General features: G+C 63.5%; 13 protein-coding genes. 10 read left to right on the top strand and 3 right to left on the bottom strand.

Features of this window, described 5'->3' with window-relative positions; genetic code table 11:
• Position 1 precedes the first annotated feature (1 nt).
• The gene (locus IC608_RS13205; RefSeq protein ID WP_191776282.1) at positions 2-421 is read left to right on the top strand and encodes an NUDIX domain-containing protein; all 420 of its coding nucleotides are present in this window, start codon (positions 2-4) and stop codon (positions 419-421) included.
• A gap of 2 nt (positions 422-423) precedes the next feature.
• On the top strand, positions 424-1,038 hold the full coding sequence (locus IC608_RS13200) for a DUF1294 domain-containing protein (RefSeq protein ID WP_191776279.1): 615 nt from the start codon (positions 424-426) through the stop codon (positions 1,036-1,038).
• 37 nt (positions 1,039-1,075) lie between these two features.
• Here the strand turns inward: IC608_RS13200 and cfa are convergent, their stop codons facing one another.
• From cfa to IC608_RS13185, 3 genes are all read right to left on the bottom strand, one after another.
• A complete protein-coding gene (gene cfa / locus IC608_RS13195) occupies positions 1,076-2,194 on the bottom strand; it encodes a cyclopropane fatty acyl phospholipid synthase (protein WP_191776277.1) in 1,119 nt (372 codons plus the stop codon).
• A 90-nt stretch (positions 2,195-2,284) separates the two neighbouring features.
• On the bottom strand, positions 2,285-2,992 hold the full coding sequence (locus IC608_RS13190) for a helix-turn-helix transcriptional regulator (RefSeq protein ID WP_191776274.1): 708 nt from the start codon (positions 2,990-2,992) through the stop codon (positions 2,285-2,287).
• A gap of 38 nt (positions 2,993-3,030) precedes the next feature.
• A complete protein-coding gene (locus tag IC608_RS13185) occupies positions 3,031-4,041 on the bottom strand; it encodes an aldose epimerase family protein (RefSeq protein ID WP_191776271.1) in 1,011 nt (336 codons plus the stop codon).
• A gap of 123 nt (positions 4,042-4,164) precedes the next feature.
• Here IC608_RS13185 and IC608_RS13180 point away from each other — a divergent pair, with 123 nt between their 5' ends.
• From IC608_RS13180 to IC608_RS13145, 8 genes are all read left to right on the top strand, one after another.
• Positions 4,165-5,208 carry a LacI family DNA-binding transcriptional regulator gene (locus IC608_RS13180; RefSeq protein WP_345890900.1) on the top strand — a complete coding sequence of 348 codons (1,044 nt, stop codon included), beginning with the start codon at positions 4,165-4,167 and terminating at the stop codon, positions 5,206-5,208.
• 88 nt (positions 5,209-5,296) lie between these two features.
• Positions 5,297-6,760, top strand: coding sequence for a xylulokinase (gene xylB / locus IC608_RS13175; protein WP_191776265.1), 1,464 nt, complete (start codon positions 5,297-5,299; stop codon positions 6,758-6,760).
• Complete coding sequence (gene xylA / locus IC608_RS13170; RefSeq protein WP_191776262.1) at positions 6,757-8,064, top strand: xylose isomerase; 1,308 nt, start codon at positions 6,757-6,759, stop codon at positions 8,062-8,064. The genes xylB and xylA overlap by 4 nt, the downstream gene beginning before the upstream one ends.
• Positions 8,065-8,216: 152 nt before the next feature.
• A complete protein-coding gene (locus tag IC608_RS13165; protein WP_191776260.1) occupies positions 8,217-9,839 on the top strand; it encodes a glycoside hydrolase family 43 protein in 1,623 nt (540 codons plus the stop codon).
• 152 nt (positions 9,840-9,991) lie between these two features.
• Complete coding sequence (locus IC608_RS13160; RefSeq protein WP_191776258.1) at positions 9,992-11,263, top strand: O-acetylhomoserine aminocarboxypropyltransferase/cysteine synthase family protein; 1,272 nt, start codon at positions 9,992-9,994, stop codon at positions 11,261-11,263.
• 142 nt (positions 11,264-11,405) lie between these two features.
• Positions 11,406-12,224, top strand: coding sequence for a DUF2189 domain-containing protein (locus tag IC608_RS13155; RefSeq protein ID WP_191776256.1), 819 nt, complete (start codon positions 11,406-11,408; stop codon positions 12,222-12,224).
• Between the two features lie 109 nt (positions 12,225-12,333).
• On the top strand, positions 12,334-15,048 hold the full coding sequence (gene mutS / locus IC608_RS13150) for a DNA mismatch repair protein MutS (protein WP_248306371.1): 2,715 nt from the start codon (positions 12,334-12,336) through the stop codon (positions 15,046-15,048).
• A complete protein-coding gene (locus IC608_RS13145) occupies positions 15,029-17,833 on the top strand; it encodes a [protein-PII] uridylyltransferase (RefSeq protein ID WP_191776254.1) in 2,805 nt (934 codons plus the stop codon). Before mutS ends, IC608_RS13145 begins: the two co-directional genes overlap by 20 nt.
• Positions 17,834-17,855 lie beyond the last annotated feature (22 nt).

Below are 17,855 nucleotides of genomic sequence, written 5' to 3'. Positions count from 1 at the left end.
GGTGCGGAACAACCAGATCCTGCTCGTGCGTCACCTTCGGCCGGGAAGACACGACTTCTGGTCGGCTCCCGGCGGTGGGGTCGAAGGCGCTGAAGAGCTGGAAGCCGCCGCTGAACGGGAGGCGTTCGAAGAGACCGGGGTGCGCGTGGGAGTAAGAAACGTCGCCTATATCGCCGAATTGTTCGATGCCCAGGGACGAACGGTCAAATTCTGGTTTCTGGCAGACTACCTCTCGGGCGACGTCGACGTTTCCGCCAATCCGGCTTCAGGGGAAGCCATCAGCGAGGCAGGCTGGTTCAACCTTGGTGCCTTGCCGGAAGGTCATCTCTTCCCAGAGGTGCTCCGTGAGCGGTTTCGGGAGGACCTGCGGCACGGCTTCCCCCACCCGATAAGGCTACCGCTGCGCCGGGCGATATTCTGAGCATGGAGACGGGTGAGCTCGTGCAGTGGAATGATGAGCGTGGCTTTGGCTTTGTCGTGACGCCCGATCGGACGCGCTACTTCATCCACATCAGCGAGATCGGGCGGATCGCGACGCGGCCGCGCGTGGGCGACCAGCTGCGCTTTCGGCCTTCCATTGGCAGCGATGGACGGCCGGTAGCGAAAGCCGCCTCGGTTCTCGGCGCCAATCCGGTGCCGCCGCCGCGACGGAGGGCGCCGGCGCCGGCCGGACTTGTGGCCGATTGGCGGTACTTCGCGGCGCTGGCTGTTGCAGCGCTGGTTGTCTTCGACTGGTCCAGCGGTGTGCTGCCCGACGCTGTACTGCTGGCATACGGGATCATGGCGTGCCTCTCGATGCTCACCTACGCGGCGGACAAGAGTTATGCCGAGACAGGGCATTGGCGGGTGCGCGAGACGACTCTGCACGCTCTGGATATGTGCGGCGGCATTGCGGGGGGCCTATTGGCGCAGGCCGTGCTGCGTCACAAGACACGCAAGCCGAGCTTCCAGCTGACCACGCTGCTGATCATGGCGCTGCAGGTGGGCCTGCTCGGCGGTCTCGGGGCAAGGCTCTGGAGTTTGAGCGCGATTTTCTGATGAAGCCTGTGGATAAACGTTTCACGTGAATCCGCCATCAGCTTACGCGGCGATAACCCCCACGGACACCCTTGGGCGACAGCACAACCTGCCATAGGCTGATGCGTCTTGCCCGGAACAGCGCTGCCGACATGGACAGGTAGTAGCGCCACATGCGGTGGAAGCGTTCGTCGTAGGCATCGGCCAGCGTTGGCCACGCCGCCTCAAAGTTCCGCAGCCATGCCATCAGGGTCAGATCATAATAGGCACCGAAATTGTGCCAGTCTTCCATGATGAAGAGCCCTTCGATGGACTTCCCGATCTGTGCCACCGAAGGCAGCATTCCGTTGGCAAAGATGTATTTCTCGGTCCATGGGTCGCCGTGGGTGGTCGAGATGTGACCGCCGATGGAGTGCAGCAGGAACAGCCCGTCGGGCTTGAGGAGCTTGGCGGCCTTCTGGAAATACAGCCGATAGTTCTTGTAGCCCACATGCTCGAACATGCCCACGGAGACGATGCGGTCGAATTGCCCGTCGAGCGCCATGTAGTCGAGCAGCTTTGTTTCAACCGGCAGACCTTTCGTCCGCTCGTTGGCCAGCGCCGCCTGCTCTTTCGATACGGTCACGCCCAGCCCGGTGATGCCATAGCGTTCGGCCGCAAACTGCAGGAACCCTCCCCAGCCCGAGCCGATGTCGAGGACGCGCATGCCCGGCTCAAGGCCGATCTTGCGGCAGATCAGATCAAGCTTGGCCTCCTGTGCTTCGGCCAAGGTCGTCGCATTCGCCCAGTAGCCGCACGAATAGACCATGCGCGGGTCGAGCATGGCTTTGTAGAGGTCGTTGCCGATATCGTAGTGTTTCTCGCCAACCTCCCTCACACGCAATCGCTGCATGTTGAGCAGGCGTCCGCGGACCATGGAAAAGACAAGCGCCAGGTCCCGGGGCAAGTGATCCGCCACACCCGCATCGAGAACCTTGAACAGAACTTCGTCAACGGCCTCTGCGTCCCACAACCCGTCCATATAGGCTTCGCCCAGTCCCAGCGAGCCGTCCCGCAGAAGCCGGCTGAAGACGGCGTCGTCGTGAATGATGATGTCACCAGGAGAAAATGAAGTACCGATGCGCAGCCCGGCCCTCGACAATTGGTCGAGGACATACGATTTGAAAGTAGAGGTCATGGAAAAAGACGCTGACGTTTGCGATGCTAACGCCCTATGTTCTAGACCCGCCAGCATTCGCCGATCAAGCACGTTGGGTCGACAGGGCCGTCACCCATCCAGCGCCGCTGGCGAATGGTCCTGGGTCCAGCCGGCGCGCCATTCGCGCTCCAAAACGGCACGGCGCTTGCCGTATCGCTCCTCTGTCACTTCCAGACGTGCGATGCGGTCCGTTCGGAAGTTGCGGAAGTCCTCTCGCAACAGGCACCAGGCCGAAATCACCTGCTTGCCCTGGAAGAAGGCCAGGGCGACCGGCCAGATGGTGCGGCTGCTGGCACGCCCCTGCTCATCCTCATAGTCGATGGTGACCGCGCGCTCCTGGCGCATCGCGAGGCGGATGTCGCCCAGCACCGGCAGGGGCTTGCGCTCGCCCCAGATGGCCACCGGCCAAAGCGCGGTGTCGCTGATCCGGTCGCGCAGGTCTTCGGGCGAGGCGGTCGCGATCTTGGCCAGCGCGTTGCGGGCAGCGGCTCCCAGGCCGTCGTCGGGCTGCGTTTCCACCCAGCGCGCGCCGAGCACGAGCGCCTCCAACTCCTCGGCCGAGAACATCAGCGGCGGCAGGAAGAAGCCAGGCCGCAGCATGTAGCCGATGCCCGCCTCGCCATCGATCGGCGCCCCCAGACCGATCAGTGTCTGGATGTCGCGATAGAGTGTCCGCACCGAGACGCCCTGCTCCTGGGCAAGCGCTGCGGCCGTCACTGGCAGGCGATGGCGCCGCAAGGCGTCCATGATGGAAAAAAGCCGCTCGGTCTTGTCCATCTCGTCCTCTCCCGTCCCGAGAGTCCTCGTCTCTCCCCTCAGGCGATCTCGAACTCGCACCAATGGCTGTAGGGCCGCTCGGGCGAGTAGATGATGTTGGGGAAGTGCGGGTTGTGCACCGCATCGGCAAGAGCCTGATCTTCGAGGCAGAAGCCTGAATGCTTGCCATAGCGCTTGCCGCCGAGGCCGGGCACGGACACGTCGGTCCAGACGCCATTGTAGACCTGCAATCCCGGCCGGTCGCACCAGAGCTTGAGCGTCAGGTCCTTGTTGGGCGCTACCACGGTCGCGATCGGATCGGCATGCTTGCGGCCGGTGTCGAGCACCATGCCGATGTCGTAGTCGATCGGCGCGCCCGCGCCGTCGCGCATCGTACGCCCCTCGCGCAGATCATAGATCGTGCCATGCGAGGGCAGGATCGCACCTGTCGGGCACAGATCGGCGCCGAGTTCGGTATAGGCGCTGGAATTGACCTGGATTGTATGGTCGAGGACCGTGTCGGTGGTGCCCAGGTTGAAATATTGGTGCTGCACGAGGCTGATGGGGGTGGCACGGTCAGTCGTCGCGGCCAGTTCCAAACGCAGGCGATTTCCGGACAGCGTGTAGGTGGCGGAGAAATTCACGTTGCCCGGATAGCCCATCGCCCCATCGGGCGAGAAATGGGTAAACCGGACGGCGTTGTTGGCGCTGTCGGCTTGTCCGGCCCAAACCTGGCGGCCCAGGCCTTCTACGCCGCCATGCAGTTGCAGCGACCCGGCATTTGCCGGCAGGTTGTATGTTGTCCCCTCGAGGGTAAAGCTTGCGTCCTTGATGCGGTTGGCCACCCGGCCCGCAAGCGATCCGAAATGGGGGCTATGCTGCGGATAGGGCTCGAAGCTCTCGAAACCGAGCACCACGCCACGCTCGCCACCTGCGACCGGCACGCGCCAGTCGCGCACCACGACGCCATAGCCGATGATGTCGACCATAACACCGGTCTCGCTCCGGAGGCGGAACTGGTCGACCCGCTGCCCCTGATGCTCGCCAAACGTGGTGACTTCTATGCCCATTGCCTGTCCCCTCCAGATGTGTCGGCGCGAAGCTGTAGCCCCATCGGCCAAAGGCTGCAACGGCGCACTTGACCTTTGTCGCAGAGCCAAGAAGCATGCATGCAAACGGCTCAAGGAATTGGCGTGAACGACGAATCCATCAAGCGGCGGGCGACGGTGCACGACGTCGCGCGAGCTGCCGGGGTGTCCCTCGCAACCGTGGACCGGGTGCTGAATGGACGTCCTGGAGTGCGCGCGGCAACGGCAGAGAAGGTGGAAGAGGCCATTGCGCGCATCGGCTTCACGCGTGATCTCAACGCCTCGCTCATGGCGCGGGCACGTGATTTGCGCCTGGTCTTCTTCATACCGGACGGCACCAACGAATTCATGGAGAGCCTCGCCGCGTCCGTCCTGCGCCGGGCGCCGCTGGCGCTATCTGACAGGCTGTCGCTCGAGCTGCGGCGTTTTCGTCCCTTCGATACGCAAGGATTGGCTCGAGAGTTGTCCGAACTCGATCCCCGCGCCTGCGACAGCGCCATCGTGGTGGCCAGCGAAGAGCCCGAAGTTCTGGCCGCCGTCGACGCCGCCAACCGGCGCGGCATCATCGTCCTTACATTGGTGTCCGATCTTCCCGGATCGACGCGCCGGCAGTTCGTGGGAATCGACAATGTCGCGGCCGGACGCACAGCGGCCTCGCTCATGGGACGTTTCCTGCCTCAGGGAGGGCAAGTGGCTGTTATTGCCGGATCGCTGCACCTGCGCGATCACCTGGAGCGCTGGGAGGGATTTTCGGCCGCGCTGGGGGCCGAGTTTCCCGCCATCGAAATTGTCGGCCCGCTTGAGGGCCACGACGAGCGCAATCAAACGGCGGAGATTGTGTATCGCCTTCTCAAGGAACGGCCGGAGCTGGTGGGGCTCTATAACTTGGGCGCCGGCAATGGGGGCTTGGTGACTGCCCTGGAAACCAGCGGCAAGGCCGGCGGTCTGCGTGTGGTGGCGCATGAACTGACGGCGCCGACCCGTGCCGGACTGATTGCCGGGGCTATCGATGTCGTGCTCGATCAAAATCCGGACGGGGAAATTCGGGAGGTCATCCGCGCCGCCCGGGCGCTGGCGCTGGGGGCCGGGCGTGAGGCGGAAACCGACCCCATTGAAATTGGGATTTTCCTGCGCGACAATCTCAGGTAAACAACCGGCCAATCCAACAGCGGGGCGCCCGGCGGGGTGAGGGAGATATTTAAATGTACAGCCTGACACTCTGTGAGGTACGTGCCTCATGACCTATCTTGGCATCGATATCGGCACGTCCGGGGTGAAGGCGCTGCTGATCGACCGCGATGGCAAGGCGCTGGGCGAAACGTCCGCTGCCGCCGTCGAGCCCGTGCGTCCCCAGCCCGGCTGGTCCGAGCAAAACCCTGCGGATTGGTGGGACGCGACCCTCGCCGCCATCGACAAGCTCAAGGAGAGTCACCCTAAGGCGCTCGCGGCCGTCAAGGGTATCGGACTTTCGGGCCACATGCATGGGGCGACGTTGCTGGGCGACAACGACAAGGTGCTGCGCCCCTGCATTCTCTGGAATGACGGGCGCTCGGCCGCCGAGTGCGGCGAGATGGAGGCCGCCCTGCCCTCGCTGCGCAGACTGGCCGGCAACATCGCCATGCCCGGCTTCACTGCGCCCAAGATCGCCTGGGTCCGCAAGCACGAGCCGGAAATCTACAAGCAGATCAGGAAGGTCCTGCTGCCCAAGGCCTATGTGCGGCTGCTGCTGACCGGCGAGCATGTGGAGGACATGTCCGATGCCGCCGGCACGCTTTGGCTTGATGTGGCCAAGCGCGACTGGTCCGACGAATTGCTCGGCGTCACCGGGCTGACTCGCGAACACATGCCGCGTCTGGTTGAAGGCTCGGCAGTTTCGGCGCAGCTCAAGGACGAATACGTGGCCCGCTGGGGTATGAGCGGGCCGGTGGTCGTGGCTGGCGGCGCCGGCGACAATGCGGCGGCCGCCTGCGGCATCGGCGCGATCCGCCCCGGCGAGGGCTTCGTCTCGCTCGGCACGTCGGGCGTACTGTTCGTCTCGAATGAAAAGTTCAGCCCCAATACGGCCGGCGCCGTGCACGCCTTCTGTCATGCTATTCCCAGTACCTGGCACCAGATGGGCGTCATCCTGTCAGCCACCGACTCGCTGAACTGGCTCGCGCGCATCACCGGCAAGAAGCAGGCGGAGCTTTCTGGCGAGGCCGAAGCGGAGTTCAGGGGGCCGGGGGAAGCCATCTTCCTGCCCTACCTCTCGGGTGAGCGGACGCCGCACAACAATGCCGGCGCGCGCGGGTCGTTCACCGGCCTCAGCCAATCCACAGACACTGCACAGATGGCGCAGGCCGTGATGGAGGGCGTGACGTTCGCCATGCGCGATTGCCAGCGCGTGCTGGCCGATGCCGGCACCACGATCAATCGCCTTCTCGCGGTGGGGGGCGGCTCGCGCTCGGCACTGTGGCTGAGAATGCTGGCCACCAATCTCGACATGGAAATCGCCCTACCCGAGGACGGCGATTTCGGCGGCGCACTGGGCGCCGCGCGACTTGCTCTTTGCGCCGCAGAAGGCGCCGACCCGGCACAGGTCATGACCATGCCGCCCATCAAAACCACCATTGCACCCGACAAGACGCTGTCGGCCGCTTATTCCGATCAATATGCGCGATACCGCGCCCTTTATCCCGCCATCGAGGAGGCACGTTCGTGACCGATTTTTTCAAAGGCCTGAACCAGGTCAAGTATGAAGGCCCGACCAGCAAGAATCCGCTGGCCTACCGCCACTACAACAAGGACGAGGTGATCGCCGGCAAGCGGATGGAAGACCATATCCGCCCCGCTATTGCCTATTGGCACACCTTCGCCCAGGAGGGCGGCGACCCCTTTGGTGGCCGCACTTTTGATCGCCCCTGGTTCGACAAGGGCATGGACGGCGCCAAGCTCAAGGCCGACGTGGCCTTCGAATTCTTCAACCTCATCGACGTGCCCTTCTTTGCCTTCCACGACGTGGACGTGTCGCCCGAAGGCGCAACTCTGGAAGAGAGCAACAAGAACCTGCGCGTCATCGGCGACATCATCGCTCAAAAGATGCAGCAAACCGGCAAGAAGCTGCTCTGGGGCACGGCTAACCTCTTCTCCAACCGCCGCTACATGGCGGGCGCCGCCACCAATCCCGATCCAGAAGTGTTCGCCTACGCCGCCGGCCAGGTGAAGGCCGTGCTGGAGCTGACCAACGAGCTGGGCGGCGAGAATTATGTGCTCTGGGGCGGCCGCGAAGGCTACGAGACCCTGCTCAACACCAAGATCGGCCAGGAACAGGACCAGATGGCCCGTTTCCTGACGCTGGTCATCGAGCACGCCGAGAAAATTGGCTTCAAGGGCCAGATCCTGATCGAGCCCAAGCCGCAGGAGCCGTCCAAGCACCAGTACGACTACGATGTCGCGACCGTTTATGGCTTCTTGCAGAAGTATGGCCTTGAAAAGAAGGTGAAGTGCAACATCGAGGTGGGCCACGCCTTCCTCGCCGGCCACTCCTTCGAGCACGAATTGGCTGTGGCCTCGTCACTGGGCATGCTCGGCTCGGTCGACGCCAACCGCAACGACCTGCAGTCGGGTTGGGACACCGACCACTTCCCCAACAATGCCGGGGAAATGGCGCTGGCCTTCTACTACATCCTGAAGCAAGGGGGGCTGGGCAAGGGCGGTTTCAACTTCGACGCCAAGGTGCGCCGGCAGTCGCTCGATCCCGCAGATCTGCTGCATGGGCACATTCTCGGGCTCGATACCCTCGCCCGTGGTCTTAAGGGCGCCGTGGCCCTGATCGAGGATGGCGAGTTCGACAAGCTGCTCGATGACCGCTACGCCGGTTGGAATTCGGGTATCGGCAAGGACATCCTTGATGGCAAGCTTTCGCTCGCCGACATCGCTGCCCGCGTCCAATCTGACAACATCAACCCCCAGCCGCGTTCCGGTCGCCAGGAATATCTTGAGAACCTGGTCAATCGGTTCGTTTGATCACCGCTGTCTCAGTCGGGACACCTCCCCCGTGAGGGGGGAGGTTGGGCGGGGGTGGCGCGAGCCACGATATCGAGGCTCTTCTCCCCCCACCCTGATCCCTCCCCGCCAGGGGGAGGGAGTCGACTGCACCCTCCGCGTGAAGGCCCAAAATGTCCCTTATCACCAATCCCATCCTTCCGGGCTTCAACCCGGACCCGTCGATCCTCCGCGTCGGCGACGACTATTACATCGCCACCTCCACCTTCGAGTGGTTTCCGGGCGTGCAGATCCACCATTCCAAGGACCTGGCCAACTGGGAGCTGGTGACCCGCCCGCTCAATCGAAAGACGCAACTGGACATGCGGGGCGATCCGGACAGCTGCGGCGTTTGGGCGCCGTGCCTGACCCACGACGGGGAAAAGTTCTGGCTGGTCTACACCGACGTCAAGCGCAAGGACGGCTCGTTCAAGGACGCGCATAACTACATCGTCTGGGCCGACAGGATCGAAGGGCCCTGGAGCGACCCGATCTATACCAATTCCTCGGGATTTGACCCCTCACTGTTCCACGACGACGACGGCCGCAAGTGGTTCATCAACATGACCTGGGACCACCGTCGCCGTCCGCTGCTGTTTGCGGGCATCGCCCTCCAGGAGTTTGATCCCAACGCCGGCAAGCTCGTCGGCCCAATCAAGAACATCTACAAGGGGACGGACCTCAAGCTCGTCGAGGGGCCACATCTCTACAAGCGCAATGGCTGGTACTACCTGCTGACGGCCGAGGGCGGCACCGCCTATGACCACGCCTGCACCTTCGCCCGCTCCCGCACGATCGACGGGCCGTACGAGACCCACCCCGATCAATATGTCCTGACATCCAAGGATGCGCCGCTGGCGGCCATCCAGCGCGCCGGCCATGGCGATCTGGTGGAGACGCCCGATGGGAAGACCTATCTGGTGCATCTGGGCGGGCGCCCGACGACGCAGGAACGCCGTTGCGTGCTCGGCCGCGAAACCTCGATCCAGGAAGCCTATTGGGGCGAGGACGACTGGCTCTACGTCAAGAACGGACCGGTCCCCTCTCTCCATGTAGAGGTGCCAGGCAGGCGCGACGAAGAAAAGTATTGGGCGGAGCAACGCTACACCTTCGAAAACGGTCTGCCCATCGACTTCCAGTGGCTGCGCACCCCGGACGCGGACCGCATCTTTTCCACCGAAGGCGGAAAGCTCCGTCTTTTCGGCCGCGAGTCGATCGGGTCGTGGTTCGAGCAGGCGCTTGTGGCGCGGCGGCAGACCCATTTCTCTTACGACGCCGAGACGGTGATCGATTTCAAGCCAACCGACGAACGCACCTTCGCCGGCCTGACCGCCTATTACAGCCGCTACAACTTCTTCTATCTCACGGTGACGGCTCACTCAGACGGGCAGCGTGAACTGTTGCTGATGAGCTCGGAGGTCTCCTGGCCCGACGGCAATCTCAACTTCCCCGCCGAGCCGGTTCAGATCCCCAACGAGGGCAAGGTCAAGTTGGCCCTGAGGATCCGTGGTCGCAGGCTGCAGTTTTTCTACGCAATGGAAGGTAAGGAACTGCAGCCTATAGGCCCGGTATTGGATGCCTCCATTCTCTCGGATGAGTGCGGCGGCCACCAGGCCCATGGCAGCTTCACCGGCGCCTTCGTCGGCGTTGCCGCAAGCGACCTGAATGGCACGGCAGCCGCGGCCGAGTTCGATTATTTCCTCTATCGGCCCCAGCATGATCCCTCGGACCGCTACGAGGTCGACAACCTGCAATAAAAGAGCGTCAGTGGTGGCTCGGCGGTGCCGCCGCGACGTGAAAACCTTCCACAACTGGGGCGCGGGTGAGGACGATCTACCTTTCCCGCGCCTTGTCATTTTTTTACAGACGCCCGAGTGTGGCGACAGCAATTTCAAATGGGAAGCGTCACATGAAGCTTGAATCAATTGCCCTGCACCACGGCTACGAACCGGAGGCCACGACCAAGGCCGCCGCGGTGCCGATCTACCAGACGACGTCCTATACCTTCGACGACACCCAACATGGCGCCGACCTGTTCGACCTCAAGGTGGCGGGGAACATCTACACGCGCATCATGAATCCCACCACGGCGGTGCTCGAAGCGCGTGTCGCCGAAATGGAGGGTGGCATCGGAGCCTTGGGCCTGGCCTCGGGCATGGCGGCGATCACCTACGCAATCCAGACCATTGCCGGCGTAGGCGACAACATCGTTTCGATTAGCCAGCTCTATGGCGGCACCTACAATCTGTTCGTCCATTCGTTCCCCCGCCAGGGCATCGAGGCGCGGCTGGTGCACCATGACGATTACGAAGGCTTCGAGAAGGCCATCGATGACAAGACCAAGGCGGTGTTCCTCGAGTCGATTGGCAACCCCGCGGGCAATGTGGTGGACATCGAGCGCATCGCCGAAATTGCCCACCGCCATGGCGTGCCGGTGATCGTCGACAATACCGTCGCAACCCCTTACCTCACCCGCGCCTTCGACTATGGCGCCGATATCATCGTCCATGCTCTGACCAAATATATCGGCGGGCACGGCAATTCGATCGGCGGCATGATCGTCGACTCCGGCAAGTTCGACTGGAAGGGCCACGCCAAGCGGTTTCCGGTCCTCAATGAGCCCGACCCCTCCTACCACGGCGTGGTCTATACCGAGGCGCTCGGGCCAGCGGCCTTCATCGGCCGTGCCCGCGTTGTCCCCTTGCGCAATACCGGCGCGGCGCTGTCCCCGTTCAACGCCTTCCTGATCCTGCAGGGACTGGAAACTCTGGGTCTGCGCATGGAGCGCCACTGCAGCAACGCCCAGAAGGTGGCTGAATATCTCAAGGGCCATTCCAAGGTGGCGTGGGTCAACTATGCGGGCCTGCCCGACAGCCCCTACCATCAGGTGGCACAGAAGATTTCCAAGGGCTCGGGCTCGGGCATCCTGAGCTTTGGCATCAAGGGCGGCAAGGAAGCAGGCGGGCGCTTCATCGACGCGCTGCAGATGATCCTGCGATTGGTCAATATCGGCGACGCCAAATCGTTGGCGTGCCATCCGGCGACCACCACCCATCGTCAGCTTTCACCCGAAGAGCTGAAAAAGGCCGGTGTGTCCGAAGACCTTGTGCGCATATCGGTCGGCATCGAGCACATCGACGACATTATCGCCGACATCGCGCAGGCGCTCGAGAAGGCCTGATCACGTTTTGAGAACCGGGGGCGACAGTCCCCCGGTTCTCGGCTTAATCTTCCACTCATAGCGGTCGCAGCCTTGCGTCTCGCGCTCGGTCTTGCGCTTTGGCCAGTCGGCATGCGGCCCCTTTCGAGGAGGACAGTCGATTATGGCCCGCATGCACATCATGGCCGGCGCCAGCGACAAGCTGGACATGCCGGAAATTCGAACCATTTCCTTGGCCGATCTTGGCGTTGCGCTGCGGCGCGGTGCCGAGGATTTCTGGGCCAAACCCAGCCACTATCTGCTCCTGGCGCTGATCTACCCGGTGATCGGCGTCGTGCTGACCGTCTGGATGGAGGGTTTCCACACCTGGCCCCTGCTCTATCCGCTGATCGGCGGCTTCGCCCTGCTAGGGCCGGTCGCCGCCCTCCCGCTCTACGAAGTATCGCGTCGACGCGAGGCCGGAGAAGATCCAACCTGGTCCGAGGCCATGAGGGGGCTTCGCTCACCCGCCATCGGCAGCATCGGCGCCGTCGGGGCAATGCTCTTCGTCCTGTTCACCCTGTGGCTGACCAGCGCTCAGGCGCTCTATGAAGGCCTTTTCGGGTCGGCGACACCCAGGACTCTTCCGGGCCTTATCGACCAGGTGCTGACGCAACCGGGCGGCATGGCGCTGCTGATCGCCGGCACGTTGATCGGTGCCGCGTTTGCCCTGGTCGCGCTTTGCACCAGCGTCATTGCGTTTCCGCTGCTGCTCGACCGCGACGTGGGCGCCTATGTGGCGGTGGAGACCTCCTTGCGGGCCGTGCTGCGCAATCCGGTGCCGCTGCTCGCCTGGGGCGCGATCGTCGGTGCGGGCATCGCCCTCGGCGCCCTGACCCTTTTCGTGGGCCTGGCGATCATCCTGCCCATCCTGGGCCATGCGACGTGGCACCTTTACCGGCGCCTAGTCGCCGATGCCTCCACCATCCGCCATCTGGGGTGAGAGAGCCGTTAGCAAGTGGTGGGTTGGACTGGGGGCCGGTTGATTTGGCCCCCAAACCTCGTAAGGTCGCGGCTTGATCAACCCCACAAGCCGACGATTGCCTTCTCTGATGGATCAAACCCCGATCGAGTCCGCTTCCGGCGTCTCCGCGCAGGGTCTGACGCCGATGATGGCGCAGTACTTCGAGATCAAGACCGCTCACCCGGGATATTTGCTGTTCTACCGCATGGGGGATTTCTACGAGCTGTTTTTCGAGGACGCCGAAATTGCCAGCGCGGCGCTGGGTATCGTCCTCACCAAGCGCGGCAAGCATCTGGGCGAAGACATCGGCATGTGCGGCGTGCCCATCCACGCCGCCAACGATTATCTTAACAAGCTCATCAAGCTCGGCCACCGCGTCGCCATCTGCGAGCAGGTGGAGGATCCGGCGGAAGCCAGGAAACGTGGCAGCAAATCCGTGGTCAAGCGCGATGTCGTCCGCCTCGTGACGCCCGGCACGCTGACGGAGGACGATCATCTCGACGCTCGTTCGGCCAATTACCTCGCGGCACTCGCCATGGTGCGCCACGGCGACACGGACTTCGCGCTGGCGTGGGCCGACATCTCAACCGGCGAGACCTTTGTGGCCGACGTGCCGGCCGAGCAATTGGGCGATGAACTGGCCCGTATTGCCCCTGCCGAACTGCTGCTGACCGAGCGGGCACGCGAGGTGCTGGCGGACCGGCACCTCTTTGCGCCCTCATGGAACGCCATTGCGGCCACTATTCCACCTGAGGCGGCGGACAGCGAGAGCGCCCTGCCCCGGCTTAGGTCCGCCTTCACCGCCGACGCCTTCGACCCGACGGCCATTTCGCGCGCCGGCCGTTCCGCCCTTGGCATGTTGGTGGGATATGTCGAAGAGAGCCAGAAGGGGCGCCATCCGCCCCTGCGGCCGCCTCGCCTCGATGGCACGGAAACCGCCATGGCGATAGACGCGGCCACCCGGCAAAGCCTTGAAATTCTCCAGACCCAGCGCGGCCAGTCTAAGGGCTCGCTCCGCCACTGCATCGACCTGACCGTCACAGCGCCGGGCGGCCGGCTCCTTGCGGCGCGCGTGGCCGCACCACTGCGGGACGCGAAGGCAATCAACGCGCGCCTCGATGCAGTGACCCGATTGTCCGACGATACACTTCTGCGCGCCAGGGTGCGGCAGACGCTGAAGGCGTCTCCTGATCTGGCCCGCGCCCTTTCCCGCCTTGCGCTTGAACGGGGCGGGCCACGTGATCTGGCCGCCATCGGCAAGGCGATCACCGCCGCGCTCGAGCTTGCCGGCAGCCTTGAGGCGCAGTCCGATTTGCCGCCCGCACTCCAGGGACTGGTCGCAACGCTCTCAACCGCGCCCGGTGCACTCGCATCCGAGTTGGGTCTCGCGCTCGATGATGACCTGCCGCTGTTGGTTCGCGACGGAGGCTTCGTCCGGGCGAGCTATGATCGGCGGCTCGACGAAGAACGGGCCCTCGGCAGAGAGACTCGCGCGGTCGTCGCGGCGTTGCAGGCCCGGCTGATGGACGAGACGGACGTCCGCTCGCTCAAGATCAAGCACAACGGCGTGCTGGGGTACTTCGTCGAAGTCCCCGCTAGCCATGGCACCAAGCTGCTGGAGCCCCCCCACCGCGAAGTCTTTATCCATCGCCAGACACTGGCCAACGCCATGCGGTTCACCACGACGGAACTGGCAGAGCTGGAGGGCCGCATCGCCAAGGCGCAGGGAGCGGCGCTGGAGCTCGAACTGGCGATATTTTCCCGGTTGCGGGGCGATGTCCTCTCCTGCACCACCCAGTTGCAGGCCTTGGCTGACGCTCTGGCCGAACTCGATGTCACGGCGGCTCTTGCCGAGCTGGCCGCGACACGCGGCTATGTGCGCCCGCTCGTCGATGACAGCCTCGCCTTCGCCATAGAAGGCGGCCGACACCCGGTGGTCGAGACGATGGTGCGGGCCGAAGGTCAGAGCTTTGTGGCCAATGATGCCGACCTTTCCGGCAGCGACGATATGGGCGGGGGCAAGTTGTGGCTGGTGACCGGCCCCAATATGGGCGGTAAATCAACCTTCCTGCGTCAAAATGCGCTGATCGCCATTCTGGCGCAGATGGGGTCTTACGTTCCCGCCACCAGCGCCCATATTGGTGTCGTGGATCGTCTTTTCTCCCGCGTCGGCGCTTCCGACGACATTGCCCATGGCCGCTCGACCTTCATGGTCGAGATGGTGGAAACGGCCGCCATACTTAACCGCGCCACGCGCCGCAGCCTCGTTGTGCTCGATGAGATTGGTCGTGGTACGGCTACGTTCGATGGTCTTTCGATTGCCTGGGCGGCGGTCGAGGCGTTGCACGAGAGTACAGGCTGTCGAGCCCTGTTTGCCACCCATTTCCACGAGCTGACCAGTTTGGCCAAGACCTTGGCCCGCGTCGCCAACGTCACCATGAAGGTGCGCGAGTGGGAGGGTGAGGTGGTGTTCCTCCACGAAGTGGGGCCAGGTGCCGCCGACCGGTCCTACGGCATTCAGGTCGCCCGGTTGGCCGGACTGCCCGAGCCGGTGATCGCCCGCGCCAAACAGGTTCTTGATGTCCTCGAGCAGCGCTCCGCCGGCACGGCCTCTTCCAGCCAGAAGGCCAGCGTGCTAGACGATCTGCCGCTCTTTGCCCATCGGCCCGCCCCCGCACCCAAGGGTAAGGACCCTCTTTACGAAGCCCTTGATACAGTGCGTCCCGATGAGATGACGCCCCGCCAGGCGATCGAGACGCTTTACCAGTTAAAGAAAATCCGCGATGACTCTCGCCGAAACTGAGGTCCGGCCCAAAAAGCCGCAGTTCGCGCTCAAGACCGCCGACGTGCTGCTGGCTGAATTCGACACCGCCGTCGGATCGGAGCCAGCCAAATCGCCTGCCGCGCGCATGGCGGTGCTGGGAGTGGTGCGTCAGTGTCTTGCCGAGGCGCGCAAGAACGCCGAGGCGGAACTGCTGGCGACGAGCAAAGGCACGCGCTGCGCGCAGAACCTTAGCGCGGCGCAGGACGAACTGATCACCGCAGTCTACCGCTTCGCTGTCACCCGGGTTTACCCCGTCGATAACCCCTCGGGCGCCGAGACCTTGGCGCTGTCAGCGGTCGGGGGCTATGGCCGCGGCACGCTGGCGCCCGGCTCCGACATCGACCTGTTGTTCATCCTGCCCTACAAGCAAACTCCCTGGGGCGAGCAGGTCACCGAGTACATTCTTTATATGCTGTGGGATCTTGGCCAGAAGGTCGGTCACGCAGTGCGTTCGGTGGACGAGTGCATCCGCATGGCGCGTGCCGACATGACGGTACGCACCGCAACGCTCGAGGCGCGGTTCCTGACCGGCGACAGGCCGCTCTATGATCAGCTGACGCGGCGGTTCGAAACCGAGATCATGCCCAGAACGGGCCCTGAATTCATCGCCGCCAAGATGACGGAGCGGGACGAACGGCACCGCCAGATGGGCAATACGCGCTATGTCGTCGAGCCCAACATCAAGGACGGCAAGGGGGGGTTGAGGGACCTCAACACGCTGTTCTGGATCGGCAAGTACTTCTATCAGGTCAAGACCTCGCAGGAACTTGTCGGCAAGGGTGTCTTGAGCGCCAGCGAATACCGCCTTTTCAGCCGTGCAGAGGATTTTCTCTGGGCGGTGCGTTGCCACCTTCATTTCTTGACCGGTCGCGCCGACGAGAAGCTGACATTCGATGTGCAGCCCGAACTGGCTCATCGCATGGGGTACGCCGAACGCATGGGGATGCTTGGCGTCGAACGCTTCATGAAGCGCTATTTCCTCGTCGCCAAGGATGTGGGGGACCTCACGCGCATCATCTGCGCAAGCCTTGAATTCCACCACGCCAAGGATATGGACCTGGTGGGCCGGGTGCTCGCCCCGTTCCGCGCAGGCAAGAGCAAGATTCGGGGTGAAAGCGACTTCGTGATCGACACGGGCCGCCTCAATCTCGCGCGGCCGGACGTGTTCGAGAAGGACCCGGTCAATCTGATCCGCATGTTCATGGTGGCTGGGCGGGAGGAGCTCCTGTTCCATCCCGACGCTATCCAGAACATCCGCAAGTCGTTGCGTCTCATTGACAATGCGCTTCGCAATGACGCCAGGGCCAATGCCCATTTCCTGACCATCCTGACGAGCCCGCTCTCGGTGGAACGTATCCTCCGGCAGATGAACGAGAGCGGTGTGCTGGGCAAGTTCGTGCCCGAGTTCGGCAAGATCGTCGCCTTGATGCAGTTCAACATGTACCACCACTACACGGTGGATGAGCATCTGATCCGAGCCGTGGGGGTCATGGCCGAGATAGCCAATGGTGGCCTACGCAAGGAATTGCCGCTCACGCACGAGCTCCTGCCCCAGCTCAACGACACGCGCCTTCTCTATGTCGCGCTGTTCCTGCATGACATCGCCAAGGGGCGCCCTGAAGATCATTCCATTGCCGGCGCCCGCATCGCGCGCAAGCTATGCCCGCGTTTCGGACTGACGCCAGCCGAGACGGATACCGTTTCCTGGCTCATCGAGTACCATCTCCTGATGAGCGAGATCGCACAGGCCCGCGATATTCAGGACCCCGAAACGGCGAAGGCCTTTGCCGATGTCGTGCAATCGCCACAGCGCCTGGCCCTGCTGATGATCCTGACCGCCTGCGACATCCGGGCGGTGGGGCCGGGCACCTGGACGGGCTGGAAGGGGTCACTGCTCCGCGCGCTCTATTTTGCCACTGAGCCGATGCTGTCGGGAGGGCACTCGCAGGTCAGCCAGTCCGATCGCGTCGAGCAGGCGTGCGAGGCCCTGTCGGGCGCGCTCGATTGGCCGGCTGCCGACGTCGAGACGTATCTCGGCCGGCACTATGACCATTATTGGTTGCGGGCTGAGCCGGAACTGCAGGTCGAGCACGCCCGGATGATCCGCCACGCCGACCAGTCGGGCCAGCCCTTTGCCGGCTCCATCCGCGTTCGCGGCTTTGAGGGCATTACCGAGATCAGCTTCTATACGCCCGACCACCCCCGTTTGCTGTCACTGATCGCGGGCGCCTGCACGATGCAGGACGCCTCGATCATCGGCGCCCAGATCTTCTCGACGCGCGACGGCCGGGCCATCGACACCTTCCGCCTGCGACGGTCGTTCACCAGCGACGAAGATGAAAAGGTTCGCGCGACCCGCATCATCGACACCGTCAAGCAATTGCTGCAGGGCAAGCGCTCGGTGCTGATCGACCTGGGCAAGGCGTCGCGGCACAACAAGCGGCTCAGGCCCTTCACGCTGCCGGCGCAGGTCTCTGTGTCCAACGCCATCTCCGAGAAATTTACCGTCATCGAGGTCTCTGGTCTCGACCGCATCGGCCTTCTTTATGCCCTCACCCGCGAGATTTCCGACCTCAGCCTGACCATCGGCTCGGCCCATATCGGCACCTATGGCGAAAAGGCTGTCGACGTTTTCTACGTGACGGATCTCACGGGTCAGAAAATCCACGTCAAGGCTCGCCAGAAGCGCATCCATGACGCGCTGATGAGCGTGTTCGAGCGTCCCGATGAGCGGCGGGAGGAGAAAAAGGTGGTCAATGGATAGCGGCCGCCGCACCGGCCGCATT

The organism is Devosia oryzisoli (assembly GCF_014837245.1).
GTDB lineage: Bacteria > Pseudomonadota > Alphaproteobacteria > Rhizobiales > Devosiaceae > Devosia > Devosia oryzisoli.
Note: the sequence above shows the minus strand (reverse complement) of the source record. Positions and strands in the feature narration are given on the sequence as shown.

What these genes read in the sequence shown, in the direction of transcription:
- IC608_RS13160 (WP_191776258.1), top strand. Translation starts at nt 9,992, where the DNA reads ATGAAGCTTGAATCAATTGCCCTGCACCACGGCTACGAACCGGAGGCC.
- IC608_RS13190 (WP_191776274.1), bottom strand. Translation starts at nt 2,992, where the DNA reads ATGGACAAGACCGAGCGGCTTTTTTCCATCATGGACGCCTTGCGGCGC.
- mutS (WP_248306371.1), top strand. Translation starts at nt 12,334, where the DNA reads ATGGATCAAACCCCGATCGAGTCCGCTTCCGGCGTCTCCGCGCAGGGT.
- IC608_RS13165 (WP_191776260.1), top strand. Translation starts at nt 8,217, where the DNA reads ATGTCCCTTATCACCAATCCCATCCTTCCGGGCTTCAACCCGGACCCG.
- cfa (WP_191776277.1), bottom strand. Translation starts at nt 2,194, where the DNA reads ATGACCTCTACTTTCAAATCGTATGTCCTCGACCAATTGTCGAGGGCC.
- xylB (WP_191776265.1), top strand. Translation starts at nt 5,297, where the DNA reads ATGACCTATCTTGGCATCGATATCGGCACGTCCGGGGTGAAGGCGCTG.
- IC608_RS13155 (WP_191776256.1), top strand. Translation starts at nt 11,406, where the DNA reads ATGGCCCGCATGCACATCATGGCCGGCGCCAGCGACAAGCTGGACATG.
- IC608_RS13145 (WP_191776254.1), top strand. Translation starts at nt 15,029, where the DNA reads ATGACTCTCGCCGAAACTGAGGTCCGGCCCAAAAAGCCGCAGTTCGCG.
- IC608_RS13200 (WP_191776279.1), top strand. Translation starts at nt 424, where the DNA reads ATGGAGACGGGTGAGCTCGTGCAGTGGAATGATGAGCGTGGCTTTGGC.
- IC608_RS13185 (WP_191776271.1), bottom strand. Translation starts at nt 4,041, where the DNA reads ATGGGCATAGAAGTCACCACGTTTGGCGAGCATCAGGGGCAGCGGGTC.